This window comes from Anaerosalibacter bizertensis, from assembly GCF_009696605.1.
GTDB classification, from domain to species: Bacteria; Bacillota; Clostridia; order Tissierellales; family Sporanaerobacteraceae; genus Anaerosalibacter; species Anaerosalibacter bizertensis.
In genome coordinates, this window is record NZ_VULR01000005.1 from 116,716 (window position 1) to 142,124 (window position 25,409).

Below are 25,409 nucleotides of genomic sequence, written 5' to 3' on the forward strand. Positions count from 1 at the left end.
TTATTTCAATTAAATAATTTCATTAGCCAAGGTGCTAAAAAAACCGTTATAAGACCTGCCACACTTATAGACAATGAACCCATCCCCCCTTGAGTTTCACCTAATTCCATTGCCTTAGCAGTTCCTAGTGCATGGGCTCCACTACCTAGACCTACTCCCTGGGCAGTTTCATCTTTTACTCCAAAAACCTTATATATATAAGGCCCCAATATACTTCCAACAATACCTGTAAGAGTTGTTGCAGCTACTGTTAAGCTCGGAATACCTCCTATTTCTTTGGAAATTTCAATAGATATAGCCGCAGTTACAGATCTAGGAACAAGGGATAGTACTATATTTTCTTCTAATCCAAATAATTTACTTAGAAAATATGTGCTAACTATGGCTGTAAATGCTCCTACTAATATTCCTACTAATATGGGTATTCCACTTTTTTTAAGCTTTTCAATTTGCCTATACAACGGTACTACAAGTACTACTGTAGCTGGTCCTAAAAAGAAAGTTATTATACTGCCACCTTTTTCATATATTTCATAATCAATATCAAAATATAATAAAAAACTTATAATCAGAGTTACAGATATAAGCATTGGATTTAATATAGCTATCTTTGTCTTTCTATTTATAAATAATCCTATTTCAAAAGTTATTATAGAAATTAAAATCCCAAATATAGGTGTATTCAAATATTTAGCCATCTTTTCCATCTCCTCTTTGCAGCTTTTTTAATCCCTGTACTGTTAAGCCAGTTACTCCAATAACTATAATAGTTGATAAAGTTATTATTATTGTAATTGGTAGCCAGTCATCCTTAACATATTCTAGAGATGAAATTATACCTACTGCCGGTGGTATGAAGAAAAAAGTTATATGTTCTAATAAAAATTTACTTACATCTTCTATCATTTCTATTTTTATAATTCCTGTCATAAGACATGCTAAAAGAATTATCATTCCTATAATAGTTCCCGGTATAGGTAATCCTATAATATTTTGAAACAAATGTCCTGCAAATAATACTCCAAATATTATAGCCAATTGTCTAAATATCTTCATGTAGACTTTCTCCTTTCAACTAAAAACAAAATTTTATATATTAAATATTATATTGTATATTTCTAATTTAAGCTATAAAATACATTTACCCTAAAATACATTTTTTAAATATATCAAAAAACAGGAGATAAAAGTATACTTTTATCTCCTGTTTTCATTTTAGCTACATACTTTCTGTAACATTTTTAACCCATTTCTTAGAAATCAATCTAGGTATACCTATAACTGCTTTTACTACTTCTTCTAATGATACAAAGGCTACAATTATATGGACTGGAAGTTTAAATACTAATGCTCCTAAAAAAGCCATAGGTACTCCTACTAACCATACTGAGCCTAATTCTAAAAACAGGGAGAATTTTGTATCTCCTCCACCCCTTAAAACTCCTACTATCATAGTACCATTAAACATCTTTATAAAAAATACAATTCCAATTACTTTAAGGATATTTTTAGCAATTTCATATACTTCTGGAGTTAGCTTTCTAAATAATTTAAGAACTGTCCCTGCTGAGAAAAATAATCCCATTCCAAGTACAACTCCTGTCATAGTAGCTATAGTTAAAAATCTTTTTGAATATTCAACAGCTAATTTCTCTTCATTGCCACCTATTTTATTCCCTACCATTACAGTGGCTGCATTGGCTAAACCTCTGGAAATTACCATAAATATGTTTTGTACAGTAGTTGCTATTTGAACTGCTGCTATAGCTTCCTTTCCTATTCTTGCATAGGCTATAGAATACATAATATTTCCTAATGCCCAAATAGCTTCATTTAAAATAACTGGATAAGTAGTTTTAATATACTTCATAAAATAATCCTTTCCCCATCCAGTTAAATCCTTTATACTTGCTGCTAAAACCCCTCTATCAGAATATACCGCATATAATATAAATCCTAACTCTACTATTCTAGCTATTAAAGTTCCATAAGCAGCACCTTTAACCCCTAATCTAGGAAAACCAAATTTTCCAAATATAAGTAAATAATTAAAAAATGTATTGGTTACAAAGGATATAGCGCTAACCACCATAGGCATTCTAGCTTGGCCAATACTTCTAGCTGCTACACTATATGAAAAACCAATAGCTGTAACAATATAGCTTAGAGATACAATTTTCAAATAATCTGCCCCTAAAGCTACTACTTCTGCATCTTTAGTAAAAATATTCATTAAAAATTCAGGGACAAAAAAAGCAGCTATAGTAAAAAGTATTCCTACTACACTACCTAAGCAAATAGCTAGTCCCAATATTTTTCTTATATTTTTAATATCCTCTTTTCCCCAAAATTGTGATATAAATATGGATGAACCACTATTTATACCAAATACTATAAGCATATAAAAGAAGAAGACTTGGTTGGCCAGGCCAACAGCTGCTATGCTAGCATCACCAAGACTGCTAATCATCAGTGTGTCTACCATATTTAGAGAAGATGTAATTAAATTTTGAAGTGCAATAGGAAGAGCAATTCCCAACATTCCTTTAAAAAATGTCTTATCTTTCCACATAGACTCTACCATTCAACTCCCCCTTTACTATTAATATTCTATATATCTATAAAAGAGTAACATTACTATGTTATCATATTTTTTTACATATGTGAATGAAAAGTAATATTTTTTATAAGATATACTTTAAATATTAAAAAAAGGCACTTAATTAAGTGCCTCTTCTTCCTGATTTATATTACTATCTTCATATATAAATTCATGAATCTGTTTTTCCGTCTCTTCTAAATCTGTAACTAGGTACCATACTTTTCCTATAAACTCTCCATGGCTATGCTCATCTTTAGGAAATCTATTTTGTTCTAAAGTCTTAATATTATTAGTCAAGCCATAAGTTCCAAGTTTCACTATATCCATTTTTGTAAGGCTTGTCTCTACATAAGGAAAAACACTATCTACTACTTCTGGATATTTTGTTATTCCTATGTTCTTCCCTTTTTCAAATATTTCTTCTATTACCCTTCTCTGTCTTTCTGTTCTTTCATAATCTCCATTCCCTATTTTCCTTATTCTAGAATAGGTAAGAGCTTCCTGACCATTTAAATGATTCATTCCTGGTGTTTTAATTGAACTATTTTTAATATGCTTATTTATTTCCCTTACCTCTGATTCATTTAATTCAATATTCACTCCGCCTATAGTATCTACAACCTTTTCAAAACTATCAAAATTTACAAAAGCATAATCCCTTATATTCAAATTAAAATTTTCGTTTAATGTTCTAATAGCAAGTTCTGGTCCTCCATAGGCATAGGCATGATTTATCTTTGTCATACCATGTCCATAAACATCAACATAGGTATCCCTCATAATTGAAGATAATTTTAATTTCTTATTAGCTTTATCTATACTCAATATCATTATTGAATCAGAACGGGATACATCCTTTTCATCTCTTCCATCTCCGCCAAATAATGCTATATTTATTACTTTATTATCTTTATCTTTCTCTTTATAATTATCCTTAGGCTTTATACCTAAATCCTTATCTTCTTTAGATATTTTTACAGTTTTAATATCATTCAAATAAGAATATCCATATAAAAATACTCCTAATATCAGCGCACAGACTACTATTATTGCTATATTTCTCTTCTTCATTCCCCTCACTCCTGATTTTAAATACTTTTCCTAAAAACCAGAAGCTTCACCATCCTTTCTTTAATTTTTGCTAGCTTTTTATCTATTATACTATATCTTTCTACAAATTTGTTTATATTCCTTTAATTATATATAAAAAGAAACCTTTTAGGTTTCTTTTTAGTCTATTTTAACTTGATCCATAGTTTCATAAATAAATTCATGGATCTGTTTTTCCGTCTCTTCTAAATCTGTAACTAGATACCATACTTTTTCTATAAACTCTCCATGGCTATGCTCATCTGTAGGAAATCTAGCTTGATCTATAGTTTGTATATTATTAGTTAGAACATAGGTCCCGAGTTTCATTATTTCCATTTTTGAAAGACTGGTCTCTATATAAGGAAAAATGATATCAATTATTGCTGGATACTTACTTATATCTACATCTTTTCCTTTTTTAAATAATTCATCCATTACCTTTCTCTGTCTTTCCGTTCTTTCATAATCTCCTCCTCCTACCTTCCTTATTCTAGAATAGGCTACTGCCTGTTCTCCATTCAAATGGTTCATTCCAGAATTTCTAATTAAAGTAGGCTCTGTATTTTTTATGGCTGCTACCTCTCTTATACATCTGTTTATCTCTTTTATCTCTATTTCTTTTATATCCATATCAATTCCGCCTACAGCATCTACAAGTTCTTCAAAACTATAAAAATCTACAAAAGCATAATCCCTTATATTCAAATTAAAATTTTCGTTTAATGTTCTAATAGCAAGTTCTGGCCCTCCATAGGCATAGGCATGATTTATCTTTGTCATACCATGATCATAAACATCAACATAAGTATCCCTCATAATTGAAGATAACTTTACTTTTTTATGGACTTTATCAATACTTAAAACCATTATAGCATCTGAATGAACTACATCTTCTTTACCTCTTCTATCTCCACCAAATAATGCTATATTTATAATTTCATCTTCCTTATCTTTCTTCTTTATTCCTAAACTTTCATCATCTTTAGATATATTAGTAGTTTTTAGATTATTTAAGTGGGCATTTACATAGGCAAATGTTGCTAAAATTATAATTGTTACAATCAATAGTATTCTTCTAAATCGTCTCTTCCTCTTTGCTAACTTTTTCGTCTTCTTTCTCTCTCTTCTAGAATCCATTTAAAGCCTCCTGATCTATGGTTTTAAACTCATATCCTTGGTTTTTAAAATAGTTAATAATCTCTGGTAAAGCTTGAGCTGTAGTCTTTTTAGCCCCTGCATCATGCATAAGTATTACAACTTTGTTTTTTCCTTGAGTAGTTTGTACAAGTCTCTGTACCAGCCTATCCTTTGGAATATTATGTCCTTCAGCATCTCCATTTAAAGCATTCCAATCTACATAACCAATACCTTTATTCTTTAAAACATCTTTAAAAGGTTGTTTTTTCTGGCCAAAAGAACCTCCTGGAAATCTAAAAGCAGCAGAATGGAAATCATCTCCCAAAATACCTTTTAAAACATTTTCACATTTATCTATATCTGATAAAAGATTGTTTACACTGCCATATATATATTTATAGTTATGAGAATAAGTGTGGTTTCCAATAGCATGTCCACTATTATATTCTCTTTTAATCAAATCAGAGTTTTGTTCCGCCAATGATCCAATTACAAAAAAAGTCGCCTTCACATTACAATTATCTAATATGTCTAATATTTGAGGTGTGACAACTACAGATGGTCCGTCATCAAAGGTTAAGTATGCCACCTTCTTATTATCATTAGAAGGTTCTTTTTCCTGGTCTATAGGTTTTTCTTCTTCCTTTATTTCTTTGGCTTGTACATCTTTTTCTACTACTTCAGTATCTTTTTTTGTTTCTTCTTTTTCTTCATTATGTTTCTCTTTCTTTATTTCTTTTTCACTATTGTTTTTGATTTCCTTTTCTTTTTCAGTTTTTCTTTTTCTTTCCAACTCCAATTTTTCTTCATTTTCTGCTAATTTCTCTTCTCCATTAGTAGCCTTTGAAGTCAGTTTTTCTCCAATACTTCTCCCAATCCCAACAAACATTATAAATACAATTAAACATAATAAAAATAATTTCATCTTTGTAAGTTCTAATTTCCTTTTAGAATTCTTTTTTCTTCTCATGTTGCTCACCTCATATCCTATTTTCTTATCTTATTATACTATACTATCTTTTTCGACTTCATAGGTTACGAAAAAATTACAAATCAAAATAAAAATAAAATAACCCAACAAATTGTTGTATTTAAAGATTTTTTGTAATATAAATTTACTTATATATGAATTAGGTATTTATGGGTATATTATATATATAATTAGTAGAGAGGTGATAATATGTTAGCTAAAGATATTATGACAGAAAATGTAATTACAATAAAAGAAGACGATAGCGTTGAATACATAGCTAAGTTATTATTAGAATACAATATAAGTGGTTTACCAGTGGTTAATGATGAAAATGAAGTTGTAGGTATGATAACAGAAGCCGATTTAATTTATAGAAGTAAAAAATTAAAAATCCCTACACATATTGAATTGCTAGGTAGTTATATATTTTTAGAAAGTTTTAAAACCATTGAAAACCAAATAAAAAAGATGACAGCTTATAAAGCAAAGGATATGATGACAACAGATGTAATAACTGTAGATTATGAAGAAGACATTGAAGAAATAGCTTCTATTATGATAGATAAAAAAATCAATCGAGTACCTGTCCTAAAAGAAGGAAAGCTAGTAGGAATTATAAGTAGAAAAGATATTATAAAAGGTTATACTCAAAAGTAAGACTCTTAAAAAGGGGATTCAGACTATACAAATAGGCTGTTCCCCTTTGTTTTTTATAAATCCATATTATTTAAAATATCTCTTAGTTCTTTTAAATCTTCTTTAGTCAATGTAATACCTTTCCCCATTTTCTCATGTTCTGGAGCCCAGTCTCTTAAATCATACTTTGGTTCCCTATTATTCCAACTAATAAGATTTAGCTCTTTGGTCCAACCTTTAGGAGACTCTGAAATATTTCCTATATTTTTTATAATTTCATATTTAAAATTTGCCATAAAAAACCTCCTATACTAACTTAAAAAATACCCTATATAACTTATTCCATATCATCAAAATCATCAAAACTGTCAAAAACTTTCTTTAGATTTCCTGATAGTGCATTAAAAAATTCATCATCTGAATCTATTAACCATTTATCATCTTTTTTTATCATTTTAACTTTAACTGTATTTTCAACCATTGATATATCGTCTTTACTAATCTTCTTTATAAAAGTTTCTTCCATCTTCTTTTGGAAAGCTTCTTCATCAAATTCTTTTTCTGGGTTTTCATCAAAAGCTTCCTCAAGAGCATCCATAAAAGCACCTGGAAGCAATTCTGATATAGTACTACTCATTGCTTCACCTAGATTTGGAGCTTTAATCTTTGTTTCTACAGTTGCTTTATTACCATCTACTTCTGTATTCAAAATCTCATATTCTAGTTTAGAATAAGCCTTTATCATAGCTTGCTCAAGTTCATCTTTTAACATAAAATCATCAGCATCAACCTCGTAGTCATCATCTTCTTTTAAATACTGGCTTAAATTTTCTATATTGCCATTTTTAACATCATTTAAAAAAGATTCAACAGTATCTTCAGGATTATTTTTTGTGCATCCAACTATACTAAAAGTTAATACTAAAATTAATAATACTGAAAAAGCTCTTTTCATTTAATAAACACCACCTTTTATATATTCATAAATACCTTATACTAATTTTCTACATATTTTTCTTTTTTCCTCTTTTTATATATACCTTTTCTAGTATAGCAAAATAGTTAGTAATGAGCATTACTAACTATTTTTACTTAATACTTTATTTTTTAAGATGCTTCTACATCTTCAAATTGACTGTTGTAAAGGGAAGCGTAGAATCCATCTTTTGATATAAGTTCTTCATGGTTACCTTGTTCTACAATATCTCCATCTTTCATAACTAAGATCAAATCTGAATCCCTTATAGTTGAAAGTCTGTGAGCAATTATAAAAGCTGTTTTTCCTTTCATAAGATTTTCTAAAGCCTTCTGTATAAGTATTTCAGTCCTAGTATCTACAGAAGATGTAGCCTCATCTAATATGAGCACTTTAGGATCTGAAAGAATTGCTCTAGCTATAGTAAGAAGTTGTTTCTGACCTTGAGATATATTGCTTGCCTCCTCATTTATAACCATGTTATAACCATCTGGCAAAGTCTTTATAAATCTATGGGCATGGGCTAACTTTGCAGCTCTAATCACTTCTTCATCTGTAGCATCTAACCTTCCATACCTTATATTCTCCATTATAGTACCACTGAAAAGCCATGTATCTTGCAAAACCATGCCAAAATTACTTCTTAAATCATCTCTAGTAAAATCTACTATATCATGGCCATCAAGAAGTATTCTACCTCCATTTAAATCATAGAATCTCATAAGAAGTTTAACTATAGTAGTCTTACCTGCCCCTGTAGGTCCAACAATAGCAACTTTTTGCCCTGCTTTAATGGTTTGAGAGAAATCTTTTATTATAATTTTATCGTCATCGTATCCAAATTTAACATTTTCAAAAGTTACCCTACCCTCAACTTCTCTAAGCTTAATAGGAGTTTGAGAGTTTTCTATTTCCTCTTCTTCACCTAAAAATTCAAATACCCTTTCTGCTGCTGCCATAGTAGATTGCAATACATTACTTATTTGTGCAACTTGAGTTATAGGTTGAGTAAAGCTTCTTATATATTGAATAAAGGAAAGTATATCTCCTACTTCTATAGTTTTCTTAATAGTAAGCCATCCACCTAAAATTGAAACCCCAACATATCCTAGATTGCCAACAAAATTCATAATAGGCATCATCATTCCTGATAAAAATTGGGCTTTCCAAGCAGAATCATAAAGTTCTGTATTAATATCTTCAAATTCTGTAACTACTTGTTCCTTGGCATTAAAAGCATTAACTATATTGTGTCCACCATATACTTCTTCTATATGCCCATTGACTTCACCAAGGGATTTTTGTTGTGCCTTAAAATATTTTTGACTCCTCTTAACTATACCCATTATTATGACCATAGATATAGGCAATATCAAAAGAGCAACAATGGTCATTTGCCAAGATATAGATAACATCATAATAAGTATACCTATTAAAGTAGTAGTTGATGTTATTATCTGACTTAAGCTTTGATTTAGAGATTGACTGACTGTATCCACATCATTGGTAACCCTTGATAATACTTCTCCATAAGTTACTGAATCAAAATATTTAAGAGGTAATCTATTTATCTTTTGTGAGATTTCTTTTCTTAAATTATAAGATACCTTTTGAGATACCCCAGTTACTATAAACCCTTGTATATAAGAAAATAGTGCAGACAATCCATAAAGTCCTATTAATGTTAGGATTATATTTCTTATATATTGAAAATCAATTCCTCCAGTACCAGATACCTTCCTTATTAGTCCTTCAAATATTTTGGTTGTTGCTTTCCCAAGTATTTTAGGTCCTGCTATTGAAAAAATTGTACTTCCTATAGCAAATATTATTACTATGATTAATTTCCATCTATATGGTTTTAAATAATCAAGAAGTTTAGAGAAGGTTCCTTTAAAATCCTTTGGTTTTTCAAACTTTCCTGCCATAGGTCCATGCCCCTTTGGACCAGGACCCATTGGACCTTTATTAGTATTATTGTTTTTACTCATATGCAAGTTCCTCCTCTGATAGCTGTGATAAGGCAATTTGCTTATAGACTTCACACTCTTTTAGTAGTTCTCTATGGGTTCCCATACCTACTATTTTTCCTTCATCTAAAACAATAATCTTTTCTGCATTTTTTATTGTATTTATTCTTTGAGCCACTACCAACATAGTCCTATTTTTAATTTCTTTTTTAATCGCCTTTCTTAATAAAGCATCTGTTTTAAAATCAAGAGCTGAAAAACTATCATCAAATATAAGTACCTTTGGTTTTTTAGCCAAGGCCCTTGCAATTGAAAGTCTTTGTTTTTGGCCCCCTGACACATTGGTTCCTCCTTGAGTTATATCAGAAGATATACCTTTTTCTTTTCCTTCTATAAATTCATTTGCTTGGGCTATTTCTATGGCTTTTAGTACATCTTCGTTGCTAGCATCAAAGTTTTTACCATACTTTAAATTACTTTCTATAGTTCCTGTAAATAGTATTCCTTTTTGAGGAACATATCCTATATTCTCTCTTAAATCAGAAAGACTAATATCTTTAATATCTACTCCATCAAAAAGAATCTTTCCACTTGTAACATCATAAAATCTAGGAATTAAGTTTATTAGAGTAGATTTACCACTTCCTGTACTACCTATAAAAGCAGTAGTCTCTCCAGGTTTTGCGGTGAAGGATATATCCTTAAGAACATGTGCTTCTGCTCCTGGATATTTAAAACTAACATTTCTAAATTCAATTAATCCCTTTACATCACTATTAAGTTCTTTAGGTTTTTTAGGATCTATAATTGTAATATCTTCATCTAATACTTCACCTATTCTTTGAGCTGATACTGAGGCTCTTGGAAGTATAAGAGAAATCATCGATAGCATAAGGAAAGACATAATTATCTGCATTGCATATTGCATAAATGCCATCATATCTCCAACCTGTATATTTGCTTTATCTATTTCATGAGCCCCTACCCATACTATTAATAATGTTATAACATTCATAATAAGCATCATAGTAGGCATCATCATAGTCATCAATCTTGAAACAAATAAATTAGTTTTAGTTAAATCTTTATTGGCATTGTCAAACTTTTCTTCTTCGGATTTCTGTGTATTGAAAGCCCTTATAACCATCATTCCATTAAGGGATTCTCTCATTACAAGATTCACCTTATCAACAAGCTTTTGAACTTTTTTAAACTTTGGCATAGCAATAGAAAATAAAGTTATTACAAGGATTAGAATACCTACAACTCCAACCCCTACTATCCACGCCATAGAAGTATTGGTATCAAGGGCCCTTATAACCCCACCAACTCCAAGTATAGGAGCATAAAATACCATTCTTAACAACAACATTACGAATAACTGTACTTGTTGTATATCATTGGTGCTTCTAGTTATTAAAGAAGCAGTTGAAAAATTATCAAATTCTGCATCTGAAAAAGAAGTAACCTTTTTAAATACCTTATCCCTTAAATCTCTACCAAGGGAAGCTGAAACTTTTGCAGCTATAAAACCTACAATTACTGAAGCTACCATTCCTATTAAAGCAATGAGCAACATTTTTCCACCTGTAGATAATATATAATTAGATTGAACCTTATCTATATCCATTCCTATAGCTTCATATTCAACCTTTATATAGTTTATAGCAGACTGAGTTATTATAGTATCTGGAATATTTTTAAATTGTTTATCTATTTCACCCTTTAAAGTTTTAAATTGTTCCTTAGGTAAACTTTTAATTACCATAAAAGGATCAGTACCTTCAGGCAATTTTTCAAAAGGATTTTCTATCTTATTGTCTTTTCCAGAAACAACACCTTGGGGCATTCCTTTTTCTATACTGTATTTAGTAAGTATAGCCTTTCCTAAAAAAGAGTTCATTTTTTCAATATCTTCTTTATTAGATGTATCTAATATATATAAGCTTTCACTTTCTAATGCTTCATACTTCTTAGAATAATCATTGTATTCATCTTTAGTTAAATTCTCTTTACTTATGATTTTATAGTTATTATCTATCAAACTATTTTCTTCTTCATTTAAAAATAGCTTTATCTTTTCCATTTCTCCAGCTCTGATTACCTCTGGTACAGCATTATCTATTCCATTTTGCTGTATACCTATATTAACTATATTTGACATATAATCAGGAAGAGCAAGATCTGTCATAGCTTGAGCTAATAAGAGAACTATTATTATCAATATAGATATAGTGAAAGGTTTTAGCTCCTTTAAAATATTTTTCATAATTTTCCTCCCTACATTAATTTAATCGATTTTTATTAATTATTCTACTGCATATCAAGAGCATTATTCAGATTGTCTCTCATTTGTATAAAAAGCCTTCTAAGAATTATCTTCTCCTCAGTTGTTATATTTTCAAAACATTCCTTCTGGACTTTATTCATTACTTTAGTTGCCTCGTTACACAATTTTCTTCCCTTTTCAGTAATATATACCCTAATTATCCTCTGATCCAATTCATCTTTTCTACGTTCTACTATTCCTTCTTTTTCCATTCTCTTTAACATTACAGTTATAGTAGATGGTTTAACTTGCAGTTTTTCTGCCAATTCACTCTGACTTTGCCCACCTTCTTTATTTAAAATAAAAAGCATAGGCGGTTGCCCAGGATAAATACCTACTTCTTCAAGAAGTACATGGGTACGATAATAGTGAAGCCTTAATATTTCTAAAAATATAAAGTATAATGAATCCTTATCTATATTATCCATGAAAATTACCTCCATTTATTTAGTTAGCCGTCTAAATATATGATATATAATCATATCACCATCTTATATCATAGTCAATAGAAAGTTTATTATTATAAATTGTTTTTTATGTTAGGCTGCTAAGTATTATTATAGAAAAAATAAAAGGATTAGGTTAAATAATGTAACCTAATCCTTTTATAATAATTGAGTTAATTTATAAAATTTCACCTTTCCAATTTTCCAAAGCTTTTTTTACAGAACGAGCCATCTCTATGGAAAAATCTGCTCCAGTTTTTTGAAAATACATGAATTGGCCAAAGTTTTCTACATTAAGTTTATCATAATCCATATGACCTCTATTTTTAAACATTTCTTCAAAATCTTCTTTTTTAAGCCTTTTATATTTTTCATCAAATACTATATATCTAATGCCGAATCTTTCTCTATGAACCCTTTCAAAATCCTCTGGATAATATCCCATTGGCAAAAGTGCTATAGGAAATGTCCATTTAGGCAATCCAAATATTTCTCTATGGATTTCATAGTTTTCCATTATATCTCCAATATAACAAGAACCTATTTCTAAAGATTCTGCAGCTATTACAGCATTTTGTGCTGCTATTAAGGCATCACTACAAGCTAAAAACAAATCAGCTTCTTCTGGACCATTATATACTATATCCTTTTCTTCGCACATTTTTTTCACATTGCAATAATCATAATAATCAAACCATCTTTGCATATCAGCTAAAAATAATAATATTATTGGAGCTTTAGCAATAAAATCCTGATTATCACAAGTTCTACTAAGTTTTTTCTTCGTTTCTTCATCTTTTATAACTATTATGGAATAAAGTTGCATATTCCCAGCAGTAGGCGCTTTCATAGCACTTTTAAGTATAGTCTCTAAGTCTTCTTCTCTAATATCTAAATCTTTATATCTCCTAAGAGATACTCTTTCTTCTAAGGTTTTAATGACATGATTCATATTAACTTCCCCTTTATTTTGGGTTATATACTTTAATATTATATTTCCAATCATTGTATACTACTCTTCTACATAATCCTTCTATTCCCTTTTTAAATATAAAAATAATCTGAGTAATATAATATTGTTTTACCCAGATTATTTTTTACTAAATATTAATCTTAATTTAGTATTTATCGTAACTTACAATTTCATTAAGTTCTTTTCTCGGTCTTTGAGATGGGGATTCTGAAGGATATCCTAATGGAGTTATGGATACTACTCTTACATCTTCCGGAATGTCTAATATATCTTTAACTTTATTTTCATCAAAACTACCTAACCAACAAGTTCCCAGTCCTTGTTCATATGCTTCTAATATCATATATGCTGTAGCAATAGATAGGTCAACTGTGTAGCGTGGTTGCCCACATTTCATAACTCCACTTGCTTCTGTACCACAGCAGACTAAAATTATTGGAGCTTCTCCAACAAATGGTTGCTTAATGGCCTCATTAGTAAGTTTTTCTCTTAGTTTTGAATCCTTTACAACTATGAACCTCCATTCTTGTAAGTTCTTTGCAGATGGGGAAAGTCTAGCAGCTTCCAGTACCTTTAATAACTTTTCCTCTTCTACAGGTTTACTACTATACTTTCTTATACTCCTTCTCCCTTTTATTGCAGATAAAACATCCATTAAATATACCCCCTTATGTTTAATTATATAAAAAAGTGGAAATTTTTAAATCCACTACATCTTCCATCCTAATTTTTCAATCTGATTATATTTAGCATACCAGCCATCTTTTCCTGCAAGTTCTTGTGGCGTACCTATTTCTACAATTCTTCCATTTTCCAGCATAACAACTTTATCAGCGTCAATGATGCCAGATATTCTATGGCTTATGGTAAGGATTGTTCTATCTTTTGATATTTCTTTCAATGCTTTAAAAATTTTTGCCTCCGTTATAGAATCTAAACCAGAGGTTACTTCATCAAGAAGTAATATAGGTGGATTGCATACTAGTGCACAAGCAAGGGCTAATAATTGATATTGTCCATGAGAAAGCTTCATTTCTCTTTCTCCAATTATAGTATCATATCCTTTAGAAAGTTTCACAATATCTTCATGCAATCCTACCGTTTTAGCTGCAATTATTACTTCTTCTTCTGTAATACTTTCATCATATAATGTAATTGCTTCCCTAATAGTTCCATCATATATTGGAAAGGATTGAGACACAATGCCTATAGTTCTGCGACGCATATCAGCCGGCATTTCAAAAGGATCAAAATCCCCTATTTTTATACCACCTTGATTCGGCTTATATAGTCCTGCTACAAGATTTAAAATAGTACTTTTTCCAGCACCTGTTCTTCCTACTAGTGCAACCTTAGTTCCTGGTTCTATGTCAAATGAAATATTCTCAACAATATTTTTAGAATTATCATAAGCAAAAGTAACATTATTTATAGTTATAGGTAAAGGGCCTAAAACTTTTTTATCCAATAACAATTCCGTTTTGTGTTCTTCCTCCTCGTTGCCAAAATCATTTATTCTTTGAAACCCTGAAAGAGCTTCTTGTATTGTCTGAAATTCTACAGCTATGGCTTCAATAGGTGCAAGCATTCTTGATATCAAATCAACTGCAGCTGCAACTGAACCAATACTAATTCCTAAAGCTCCTAAGCCACTTGGTGCAGCTATGACCACAGTAATAGCTATAATAATCGCCCTAAGTATTTGCATTAAACAAGGAAATATGGAATCCAATGTACTGGTTTTATGAACTGCTTCAATATTCTGATTCAACGGTTTCTGAAAATCAGATATGAGCTGATTTTCCATCCCAAATATCTTAATTGTTCTTATTCCATTAAATATTTCCTGAACAAAACCATTCATATGTCCAACGGCTCTTCTTGCCTCCATTTGAGCTTTAAAAGTATTGTGTTTGAAAAATCTAGCAATCAAATATATTATAGGGACTAGAATCATCATATATAGTGCTAGTGTAGGACTTAAAAAATATATAGATATTATAATTCCCACTGCTTTTAGTCCATCAGATAACATACCTATTAAACCACTTGTAAAAAGTGTGCCAACTGCATCCACATCTGAAGTAAATCGGCTCATTATCTCACCAACAGCATTATTTGAAAAATATGATATTGGCAATTCTGATAGTTTTTTCGCCATATTCAATCGAACATTTAATAAAATATTTTGTCCTACAATTGCCATCATATATTCACGAAAGAAATCAGCAACACCACCTAATACTACAGCCAATAGATAATAACAAGACAATTTCCATAGATTATCATAAATCCCTTTTGAAATATTATTGTCTATAATATTTTTTAGAATTTGGGGTGGAATTAACTGCATTAAAATACCAACAATAATGGCAATAGCTAAGAATATAATATATATAAATTTGTCTTTGAAAGTTGTCTTAATTGAATTAGATACTATTTTATTTTTCAATTGATTCATCTCCTAAAAATTGTTGAGAATCTATAATCTTACTATATATGCCATCAACGCTAATTAACTCATCATGAGAACCTTTTTGAACAATTTTGCCTTTATCAAGAACTAAAACCATATCTGTATATTTAAAGACATCAAGTCTATGTGAAAAAATAAATATAATCCTATCATCTATATTTTCCCTTAGATTTTTAATAATCTTATCTTCTGTATTTATATCTACAGCAGAAAAAGGATCATCAAGTATTACAATACTAGCATCTTTATATAGTGCTCTTGCTAAAGCTATTCTTTGCTTTTGACCACCAGAAACTTTTACACCTTTTTCCCCGACTTGTATATCTATGCCATTTTCAAAGCTTTCAATATCCTGTTTTAAAGACGCAATTGTCAATACCTTATCTAATTTTTCATCATTTTTATCATTCCAAGTAATATTATTTTTCAAAGTATCAGAAAAAAGAAAAGGATTATGCCCCATATATGTGATGGTAGCCAAATTTTGTTCATAGTCAATATCATTCAAATTCACATTGTCTAAAAGAATCTTTCCTTCATAATCATAAAGTCCAGTTAACGCAAGGGCTAATGCACTTTTACCTGAACCTACAGATCCTGTTATACCAACTATCATGCCAGATGAAACTTTAAAGGAAATATCTTCAATTGCATATTCATCATTGTTTGGATATTTAAAGGAAAGATTTTCTACATATATACCTCTCGGTTTAAGACTGTCTATTTTATTAAAAAACATTGGATTTTCATTGTCCATTAAACCTAAAACTCTGTCCCAAGAAGCCTTAGCACCTTGTTGAATATTGAAAACTTTTGCAGCAGTTGTAGTTCTATTTGCCAATGCTATAAACATAGCTATATATGCTGTAAATGTACCAATAGTCCAACTACGGTCTACAACCTTATTTCCTCCTAAAAATATAACTATAATAATTCCTATGCTTGCCAATGCAGAATATATAGGTGCTAACCCATTTTTTAAAATATTAACAGTAACATTTTTATTTGCCTGTTTTGACAACCTTTTTTCTAATCTTCCTATTTCAGCTTCTTCTCTTCCATACAAACGTAATATATTTACCTCTGAAATCATTTTTCTAATCTGAGTAGTTGTCTTTGAAGTAGCTTTTCTAGCTTCTTTTGAGTGTGAATGGACCGTTTTTTTCATTAGTTGAGTCAATACAATAACTAATGGAATAGGAATAGTTGCTATTGAAGTTATTTTACGATCATAGTACATAAGTGCAATCCAATAGGCAGCCATAAGAACCCACGTATCCCACAATTCAGTAATAGTTTTTCTTACTGCTTCAACAACAATATCTACATCACCTATAGTAGTAGACATCATATCTCCTATCTTTTGCTTTTCTAAAATACTTAAATCTTTATATAATATAGACTCCATTATTCCAACACGCATATCACCACTCATACGATTGGCCATATCTCTAACAAAATATCGTTTGAAAAACCTAGCAATTTGAAAAGCTAAAGTTACACCAACAAACTCAAATCCAGCCTTTATTATACCTTTGACATTAGCTGAACTAGCTGCAGCATCTAATAATTTCCCCTGAAAAATTGGACCTAGTACAATTGCTGAATTAAAAAATATACCTGAAATAGCTGTGATTAAAAATTGTCTATGATATTTCATTATATAAGATAATAGCTTTTCCTTATCTTTAGGTGGAGAAAATTTGATTTTAGAACCTTCTTCTTTCATTAGAACCCATCCTAACTATTGTATTTGTATTTAATATTTTAACATTTAATATGAATTTTTCTAATATAAATCTAAAAATATCAAATTAGGCAGTACCATATAATAATCTTCTACATCATTCACCTATTCCCTCTTATTTTTAATACAGTAAAAAACAATCTAAGTTATTTTAAATAACCTAGATTGTTTAAAACCATCTTTTTTATCTATTTATTCTAGCATTTAAAAATTATCTATAAATAATTACACAAATAAAGTGCTCTAAACTAAATATTTTTTAACTTGCTTTCTATTTCTAATTGCATATTTATTATTAGGGTTTATTTGTATTGCCTTATCATAGCATTTTAGGGCTTTTTCATATTCCTTCATTTTGAAATATGTATATCCCATATTATTATAGGCTATATCATCAAGAGGATCTAATTCTATTACTTTTTCATAATTTTTAATTGCGTCCTTATACCTTCTTTTTCTATCTAATTCATTGGCTAAATTAAAATATGCACTTACATATTCTGGGTCTAACTCTATAGCCTTATAATAATCGTCAAGTACTTTGTCATACATTCTTAACTCTTTATAGCATTTTCCTCTCATATTATATGCATAAGCATTTTTATTATTTAATTCTATGGCTTTATCATAATAATTTAGTGCTTCTTGATAATATTCTTGAATAAAATAGACATAACCCATTCCTTCATAACCTGAGTAATTTTCATTATTAATGCTAATAGATTTTCCATAATAATTTAAAGCCTCATCAAAATTTTCTCTTTTTAAATAAATATCCCCTAATAAAGTTAAAGCCTCATAATAATCTTTATTTATCTTTAATACTCTATTTAATAAATCAATAGATTTATCAAAACTCCATCTTCTATAATGTATAAGAGCTATATTATACAAAGAATGTACATAATCTTTATCTATTTCAACAGCTTTTTTATATGCTTTCATTGCATTTTCATAATCCTTATTATCATAATACACATTTCCAAGCTCATTATACAATTCAGGACTTTCATTTTCTTTTATACAATCTTCTATAAAATCTATTGCTTCTTGTTCTTTTTCTTTCTCTATTAAACTATCTATTTTCTTATATATATCATCTAATTCCTTGTCATTATTTTTCTCTTCATATTCTTTTTTACTTTCATCATATTTATCACCTTTTTCCATATTTTCTTTTCTAGTCAATAATTGAAGATTCGATAATTCTGTCAAACCTCCTTTTGACATAGGCTTAATATGATCTATTTGAAAATCTCCTTTTTTCTTACTTTTAAATCCACTTTGTGCACTAAAATAATATCCATCTTCATCTTTAAAGTTATTGTAAACAGAATCAGTTAGACTTTTCCAATACTTAAAATCTTTTTGCTTAATTTGCCACAAAGTCAATTTTTTCATATCTACTTCCTCTTCACTAACTGTTGACCCCTCCTTTGGGGCAGTAGAAATCCCCCTACTAATTTTATATATCTCATTATTCAATTGTTCAATGAAATATCTTTTATTTCCACCAAAAAATATTTTTAAAAAACCTTTTTCATCATTCCATAATTCATCTACATACTGTTTTTCTTCTGTTCTTCTCATATCACTTTCCCAAATATATAAGGCAATTTTGGAAATATCATATTTTTCTCTGTCCTCAAATGCCAAAAATACAGGTTTAAAAGAAGTTTGAGCAAAATATCTTAAAATATCTTTTATATCCTCGCTTCTATAACCTATAGTTGTGTCATATCCTTCAAAGTATTTTCTTTTAACTTCTCCATATAAATACTCTAATTCATAGTCCTCTAAAAATTCTTTGCTTTCTAAATTTTTCTCTTTAAATATAATATCTAAATCATTTACAAACTCTTCATAAGCTTGTCTATATGTATTATAAACCATAATGTCACAATTTTTCTCATTATATTCATCATTATCAGAAGGTATTAGTATTTTAAAAGAATATAATCCAACTGGTATTCTTTCTATAAAAGGCATATCCTTTAATTCATCTGTATCTACAGTATCATCCATCATCTTGGCAAACTCTTCTATCTTATCTATAGCTATAAGTTTTACTATATACTCTTTTCTTTCTTTAGGTTTCTCGGCAAAAGTACCTTCCTCTTCATACAATGTTTCAGGATTTATCCATGCAATTTTATCTTTCCAATCATCTACAAAACTTACTATATAAGCCTTTTTAGTTCCACCAGCTTTTTCTCCTCGAAGTGCTCTACCTATCATTTGAGTCATTAATATTGTAGAAATGGTTGGTCTTGTAAGAAATACTGTTTGAGCATTAGGAAGATCTACCCCTTCTGTAAGTATGTTTACATTTATTAGAACTTCCATTTCCCCATCTCTAAATTTACGTATCTTTTCCATATTTTCTTCTTTAGATACGGTTGCATGTGTAAAAGTATCTCTAATATCAGATACAATGAAATCACATGAAACATCATATTTTTCAAAGACCGCTTTTAATTCAATTGCATGTTGAATATTTAAAGCAAAAACAAGGGTTTGTCCATATTTCTCTCTATTATCAACATAGTGATTGACTATAAAATTATTTCTAATCTTATTTTCAGCTATAGTTACCGCGATATCTTGAGGTAAATTTGATGAACGTTGAATTTTTTTAATATCATTGTCTGTAAGGTCATTGGCCATATCTATTTTTGTCTTTTCCTCTATGAAAATAGGATCAGATAATATTCCCCTGTTTATTAAAGTTTTAAGATCAATACTATAAATAATATCATTTTTAAAAATCCTTTTTAATAAACCTTTTTCACTTTCAGAAGTTCTAAAAGGAGTAGCAGTTAATCCTATGAGTTTAAAATACTCTTTATTATTTTCCTCTAGATTATTTATTATTTTTCTATATGATTTAGCAACAGCATGATGAGCTTCATCAATTACAAGTACTATATTATTTTTATTTTTTCTTATCCAATTATCCAATAAAAACTCCATGCCATAATTTATACTGTCTTTACTAGCTATAATGAAATCATCATCAGATTGAATATTTACGGGTCTATCGTGTACTCCAGAAATAACCCTATATTTAAATTCTTTTCTATTTACTAAAATATCTGAATAGCTATTATCAATAACTGAGCTTAAAGCTTGATTTAATAATTCATGTCTATGGGCTATCCACAATACTTTTTTATTCTTATCAATTATATTTTTTAACAACCATAAAACTGCAGTATATGTTTTTCCACCTCCTGTTGGTAAAACAATTAATCCTTCATATATATCTTCATTGTTTACTTTTTTATTTAATGCTCTAATTGCTTCAGATTGATGTAGATAAGGAGTCCTCGGATTTTTCCCATTTGCTACTTTAATTGTTCCAGCTTTACTATGAAATAATGAGTTATCCATAATAATCACCTCATATTTTGTTATTTAGTGAACTACAATTTAAGTTGATATATTAATCTTCTACATAATTCGCCTATTTCCTCTTTTAGGTCACACCACTTTTGGTACAGTAAAAAACAATCTAAGTCATTTCAAATAACCCAGATTGTTTAAAACCATCTTTTTTATTGTAAGATTTTAAATAGTTAAACTTATATTATATAGTTTTAATATATCTTCAAGACCTGATTTTATCTCTTCTCGTGTGAAATTTGCTCTTTCTAACTCTTCATCATTTAATTTATTTAGTCTATTGTGAACTACCACCGAGACAAGTAACGGTGGCTTCGTGAGAGGTTTGATATTTAAGTTTCCACCTTAACAGGCAACCCTTACTCTCAACGGGGAGGACACACTCCCTTTATCCCTCATAGTTTGAACTATTTCGGGAATACATTTTTCTTCTTTTCTTAATATATTTAATGAGCCATTTACATCACTATTAACTAATCCAAAACTTGATTTGAACAATCCTCTAACAACTCTACGGGTTTTATCGTAATGCTTTTTATTTATCGGTTCTAAATCGAAAGCACTGCAACCACTTGTGTAACTTTCTTCTTTGAACTTAATTTCAATCCCTTTTAATTTTGCCTTATACTTTATTAATTCAGCAAGTCTTTGTACTGGTATTTGAACAAAGGATTTATTATAATTCATATCTTGCTTAATGCCCTTGATTTTACCTATAACTATCTTTTTTACCTTATGCTCTATTGCCTTATCTATTATATTTTTACTTACTTTATGAAGATAATCATTAACATAATTATTCCTATATCTTCTTAAAGAATTTATCATTTTAGTATTTTTGAACTTATTTGAACCACATTTGTTCATTTCAATACTTTGATAATAAGCATTTTTTTTGTTTACAAAAGCATTGATACATTTAAGTTTTTTACCACAAAATAGGTAAGTTTCATTACCTTCTTTAAAGGTTAGTGTAGCAAGATTATCCAAACCTAAATCAATAGCCATAATATTAGTATTGTTTATTGGTTCTAATTCTTGTTTGTTATAGATTACAATTAAGTACCATTGTTTTAAAGAGTTATCCCATTTAATTCTAACTTGTTGCAATTCATTCCAATTTATAAGGCTTTGAAGTTTATTAGAAACTTCAAAATTTAAACTTTCTACCTCAAATGTTTTCTGAATTGCTTTAGAGAGAGATAGCATTAATGTATTTTCTTTAAATCTTATAGCAAGGTTAGTAAATACAATCTCATTCTTCTTATTTTCCATGTTTTTAAATTTAGGAGGTTTAGGAAGTCCTTTGTATTTATGAGGATTTTCTTTATAGTCTTTAATACTTGCAAAATATGATTTCCAATTTTGTTCTAATATTTTAAAACAATGTTGTCTTGTATGACTATGCAGAAAATCACAATGCCAATTAGATTTATAAGAATTTTCAATATCTACATAAGTTTTAAAACCTTTCTCTCTTAAATCATAATTAATAATATTATAGAGTTTAGTTGTATGGTAAGATAATTCCTCTATAATACTTAATTGTTCTACTGTAAAACTTGGTTTAAATTTAAACGACAACTTCATTTTCTCACCTCCTCTTTAAATCAAGTATTATTTTTCAATACTTATGATTAATTTTTTATTGTTTTCATAGATTATTTAAAGTAAAATAAGCTTATTTAACATTAAATATCTATTTTAATCCTCACTTAATAAAAGTAGCATCTATATATTTTTTATGAACAGTGACTTTTCGCTCACTATATATAGTAGTAGAACCTCTTTCTAACAGGATTTATCTCCCAAACTTCCTTCGTCCAACTTAATCTATATGTGAGTCCCGTTATGCTCGTATGCAGGATTGTATCCTAATGGAGGAATTACAGGATCGTCACTTTTGTTGTTTTTATAATTGTAGATTTTAATTCAAGTTCTATTTTAGCTACCATATTTAAATAGAATCTTTTAAAACATTAATAACTCACATTTAATTCAATCCATTATATTGATAGGTTTAAGCAGCCTCGTTTAAGAATTCATCTGGATAACTTATTTGTGACATCATTTTACTTTCATCGTAATCAACATCTTTCATAATTATTGCATGAATTATTCTCAATAGCGGATTGACCCCTTAATTTTGGACAAAAACTCACTAATACTTCCAATATCATAATATTTCATTTTGCCCTTGGTTTATTGTACATTAATATTTATCTTCATCAAGGATAAAGGCTACGCCCCTGCTAACGCAGGCCCTTGATTTCAGCTAAATATTAATGTGTTAGGCACCTGAAGGCAAAGTATTAGGGTTACGATTATGTCTTCAGTTTTGCAAGATAATCCCATATGATATTTCTTTATTTGTTCATCACAAATACCATTGCCATCTTTATCAAAAGAGTAACCAGGAATTGGTCTACCGCCTTTATTTATTTTTGTATCTTCATTCATATCTTCAGTTTTAGTTCTTTTTTTAATATTGTAATAATAGGTAGACCTACTTAGTCCAAGAATTTTAAGGACAATAACTGCAGTATATCCTAAATCAATCCATTTCTTGGCAATATTAACTTTATCTTCTATTGTGGGTTCGTTTTTTTTAAAAGGTCTTTAAGAATGGCAATTTCTAAATCTTTTTCGCCTAATAATTTTTTTAATTGCTCATTTTCTTCTTCTAGAGATTTAGCATTAATATTATTGGAATAATTATAACTTAGAATTAGTCCATTTTCTTTCTTTGACTCCCTAACCCAGCGGGTAACAGTTCCAGGAACTAAATCGTGTCTTCTGGCAACTAAGGTAGCATTACCAGTTTCCTCTACTTCCTTAATAATTTGACGTTTAAATTCTTCTGGATATCTTTTACCTTTACCTCTCAATTTAGACAACCTCCCATTAATTTTTATTTTACTAAATTAGTGTGCGATTGTCCAAATAGGTTAGGGGGCTTAATAGTTGGATTTTAGGTTCTTGAATTACACTTACTCTATTCAATATAGATTTTATATCATCTAATTTAATATCATCTTGTTTTAAAGTATAATTTTTTTGTTTTATTAAAACTAATGAATTATAATTATTTGGCTCTTGAAATTCATATTCATATAGCGTAAAAATCCCATTAGAATAAACCATAAAAATTGGTTTTATTGTCTTTGTTATCTTGTCATTCCATAATCTAAAAGGATAATATAATTGTCTAATTAGAAAATCATCAGAAATTGAATTTTTAGCTTCTATTAAAGCAAGACTACTTTTCCCCTCATACCACCGTCAATTTCCACTTGAGAATTTGAAACCATAACTTTTACATCTTTATTAATATTTGAATTATTTATATAAAAGGAAAATTCATTTGAACTCATTCTTCCACTAACTGTAGGAAATAAGCGATCTTCTTGAAGAAAATCTGATAATATTCCTGAAACAAAGGCACAATTTATTGCAATAGCTTCAGATGTTATATTTTCATAGTCAATACTTTCTATGTATTTAGGAAATGAAATTTTTGTTATTTCTGTATTTATTTCATTAAACTCTTTGTATGCTTCAAAAGAAGATATAATATAGCTTCCTCTAGTTATTGGTAAAATAGATAAATGGTTTTCTCTAAATAATTCTGGTAAGTTAATCTTATGATCAAATTTAGTGGCTAATCTAGCTTCTCTAAATTCATTAATCTGTTTAGAAGTAATTTTGAAAAAACCTTCATCATTTATTTTAGATATAATATTATATTTATCAAAAAGTTTCTCCCAAGCCAAATCATTTTTGGTTTTACTCATAATTCATCACCAACACTTCATTCACTTTTCCCCTTTTGTTCCCTTTTGAATTAATTGACCTTTTAGCATGTACAATCTCTATTTTATAATCTTTATACAGATCTAATATGAATTCAGTTTCTGAATTAGATAATAAAAATTTAACTCCCCTATTATTTAATTCATCACATAGATTTTTAAGCCTTTTTTGTTCTTTTTTATCAAAACCTCCTTTATCATAACCAGTAAAACTACTTGTATCACTTACTGGGTCATAAGGTGGATCAAAATAAATAAAACTATCTTTTCTAGCACCTTGAACTGCTTCTTCAAAATCACAGCATTTAAAAGTTATGTTCGCATTATTAAAATAATTGCTTACTGCTCTTAAAGTTGTTTCGTTTACAATATTTGGTCTCTTGTATCTTCCAAAAGGTGTATTGAATTGTCCTTGAGAATTTACTCTAAATAAGCCATTAAAGCAAGTTTTATTCAAATAATGAATTCTTGAAGCTCTTTCAATAGGACTTAGCTTTTTATATTTTTCTATATCTCTATCTAGTCCTCGTATTTCATAAAAATAATCCGGTTCATTTTTATGTTTTTTTAAATCTTCAATTAATTCATCCACATTATCTTTTATAACTTGGTACAAATTAATTAGCTCTTCATTTATATCATTAACTACTGCCTCATAAGGTTGCAAATAGAACAATAATGCCCCTCCTCCTAAAAATGGTTCATAATAAGTAGAATAATGAGAAGGTATAAATTTATCAATTTCAGAAATAAGCTGTCTTTTACCTCCAACCCATTTAACAACTGGTGCCACTGCTTTATCTTTTTTCAATTAAATCCTCTCCTAACTAAATAC

21 protein-coding genes and 1 pseudogene are annotated in these 25,409 nt (G+C 29.1%); 1 reads left to right on the forward strand and 21 read right to left on the reverse strand.

Annotated features, from left to right (window positions below; genetic code table 11):
• Positions 1-5 precede the first annotated feature (5 nt).
• The 6 genes from FYJ27_RS05150 to FYJ27_RS05175 form a co-directional block, all read right to left on the reverse strand.
• A complete protein-coding gene (locus tag FYJ27_RS05150; RefSeq protein WP_154483785.1) occupies positions 6-698 on the reverse strand; it encodes an LrgB family protein in 693 nt (230 codons plus the stop codon).
• Positions 691-1,056: a CidA/LrgA family protein gene (locus FYJ27_RS05155; protein ID WP_154483786.1), complete on the reverse strand. Its 366-nt coding sequence runs from the start codon at positions 1,054-1,056 to the stop codon at positions 691-693. Before FYJ27_RS05155 ends, FYJ27_RS05150 begins: the two co-directional genes overlap by 8 nt.
• A 163-nt stretch (positions 1,057-1,219) precedes the next feature.
• A complete protein-coding gene (locus FYJ27_RS05160; RefSeq protein ID WP_154483787.1) occupies positions 1,220-2,584 on the reverse strand; it encodes an MATE family efflux transporter in 1,365 nt (454 codons plus the stop codon).
• Between the two features lie 135 nt (positions 2,585-2,719).
• Entirely contained in the window at positions 2,720-3,673 is a 954-nt protein-coding gene (locus FYJ27_RS05165; RefSeq protein ID WP_154483788.1) for an LCP family protein, read from the reverse strand.
• Between the two features lie 159 nt (positions 3,674-3,832).
• The gene (locus FYJ27_RS05170; RefSeq protein ID WP_154483789.1) at positions 3,833-4,831 is read right to left on the reverse strand and encodes an LCP family protein; all 999 of its coding nucleotides are present in this window, start codon (positions 4,829-4,831) and stop codon (positions 3,833-3,835) included.
• Positions 4,821-5,801: a polysaccharide deacetylase family protein gene (locus tag FYJ27_RS05175; RefSeq protein ID WP_154483790.1), complete on the reverse strand. Its 981-nt coding sequence runs from the start codon at positions 5,799-5,801 to the stop codon at positions 4,821-4,823. The genes FYJ27_RS05170 and FYJ27_RS05175 overlap by 11 nt, the downstream gene beginning before the upstream one ends.
• Positions 5,802-6,011: 210 nt before the next feature.
• On the opposite strand from FYJ27_RS05175, the gene FYJ27_RS05180 reads away from it, so the two are divergent.
• Entirely contained in the window at positions 6,012-6,461 is a 450-nt protein-coding gene (locus tag FYJ27_RS05180) for a CBS domain-containing protein (RefSeq protein WP_154483791.1), read from the forward strand.
• 53 nt (positions 6,462-6,514) lie between these two features.
• On the opposite strand, the gene FYJ27_RS05185 is transcribed toward FYJ27_RS05180, so the two are convergent.
• The 15 genes and pseudogenes from FYJ27_RS05185 to FYJ27_RS05250 form a co-directional block, all read right to left on the reverse strand.
• Positions 6,515-6,736, reverse strand: coding sequence for a YdbC family protein (locus FYJ27_RS05185; RefSeq protein ID WP_154483792.1), 222 nt, complete (start codon positions 6,734-6,736; stop codon positions 6,515-6,517).
• A gap of 41 nt (positions 6,737-6,777) precedes the next feature.
• The gene (locus tag FYJ27_RS05190) at positions 6,778-7,395 is read right to left on the reverse strand and encodes a DUF4878 domain-containing protein (protein ID WP_154483793.1); all 618 of its coding nucleotides are present in this window, start codon (positions 7,393-7,395) and stop codon (positions 6,778-6,780) included.
• Between the two features lie 152 nt (positions 7,396-7,547).
• Positions 7,548-9,344 (reverse strand): ABC transporter ATP-binding protein, encoded by a 1,797-nt coding sequence (locus FYJ27_RS05195; protein WP_154483827.1) that lies wholly within the window; start codon positions 9,342-9,344, stop codon positions 7,548-7,550.
• Between the two features lie 55 nt (positions 9,345-9,399).
• Positions 9,400-11,655, reverse strand: coding sequence for an ABC transporter ATP-binding protein (locus FYJ27_RS05200; protein ID WP_154483794.1), 2,256 nt, complete (start codon positions 11,653-11,655; stop codon positions 9,400-9,402).
• Positions 11,656-11,699: 44 nt separating this feature from the next.
• Positions 11,700-12,143, reverse strand: coding sequence for a MarR family winged helix-turn-helix transcriptional regulator (locus FYJ27_RS05205; RefSeq protein WP_154483795.1), 444 nt, complete (start codon positions 12,141-12,143; stop codon positions 11,700-11,702).
• A gap of 196 nt (positions 12,144-12,339) precedes the next feature.
• Entirely contained in the window at positions 12,340-13,113 is a 774-nt protein-coding gene (locus FYJ27_RS05210; RefSeq protein WP_154483796.1) for a nitroreductase family protein, read from the reverse strand.
• A gap of 166 nt (positions 13,114-13,279) precedes the next feature.
• Positions 13,280-13,789 carry a nitroreductase family protein gene (locus FYJ27_RS05215; protein ID WP_154483797.1) on the reverse strand — a complete coding sequence of 170 codons (510 nt, stop codon included), beginning with the start codon at positions 13,787-13,789 and terminating at the stop codon, positions 13,280-13,282.
• A 54-nt stretch (positions 13,790-13,843) separates the two neighbouring features.
• Entirely contained in the window at positions 13,844-15,586 is a 1,743-nt protein-coding gene (locus FYJ27_RS05220) for an ABC transporter ATP-binding protein (protein WP_195839082.1), read from the reverse strand.
• Positions 15,576-17,339 (reverse strand): ABC transporter ATP-binding protein, encoded by a 1,764-nt coding sequence (locus tag FYJ27_RS05225; RefSeq protein WP_154483799.1) that lies wholly within the window; start codon positions 17,337-17,339, stop codon positions 15,576-15,578. Before FYJ27_RS05225 ends, FYJ27_RS05220 begins: the two co-directional genes overlap by 11 nt.
• A gap of 261 nt (positions 17,340-17,600) precedes the next feature.
• Positions 17,601-20,750, reverse strand: a complete 3,150-nt coding sequence (locus tag FYJ27_RS05230; protein WP_154483800.1) for a tetratricopeptide repeat protein — start codon at positions 20,748-20,750, stop codon at positions 17,601-17,603.
• Between the two features lie 177 nt (positions 20,751-20,927).
• Positions 20,928-21,056, reverse strand: a complete 129-nt coding sequence (locus tag FYJ27_RS13080) for a DUF6483 family protein (protein WP_226808494.1) — start codon at positions 21,054-21,056, stop codon at positions 20,928-20,930.
• 51 nt (positions 21,057-21,107) lie between these two features.
• The gene (locus FYJ27_RS05235; protein ID WP_154483801.1) at positions 21,108-22,352 is read right to left on the reverse strand and encodes an RNA-guided endonuclease InsQ/TnpB family protein; all 1,245 of its coding nucleotides are present in this window, start codon (positions 22,350-22,352) and stop codon (positions 21,108-21,110) included.
• Between the two features lie 998 nt (positions 22,353-23,350).
• Positions 23,351-23,650, reverse strand: a complete 300-nt coding sequence (locus FYJ27_RS05240; protein WP_154483802.1) for a transposase — start codon at positions 23,648-23,650, stop codon at positions 23,351-23,353.
• 31 nt (positions 23,651-23,681) lie between these two features.
• Positions 23,682-24,556, reverse strand: a pseudogene (locus FYJ27_RS13085) (type II restriction enzyme).
• On the reverse strand, positions 24,549-25,385 hold the full coding sequence (locus FYJ27_RS05250) for a DNA adenine methylase (protein ID WP_154483804.1): 837 nt from the start codon (positions 25,383-25,385) through the stop codon (positions 24,549-24,551). The pseudogene FYJ27_RS13085 and the gene FYJ27_RS05250 overlap by 8 nt, the downstream one beginning before the upstream one ends.
• Positions 25,386-25,409: the final 24 nt, after the last annotated feature.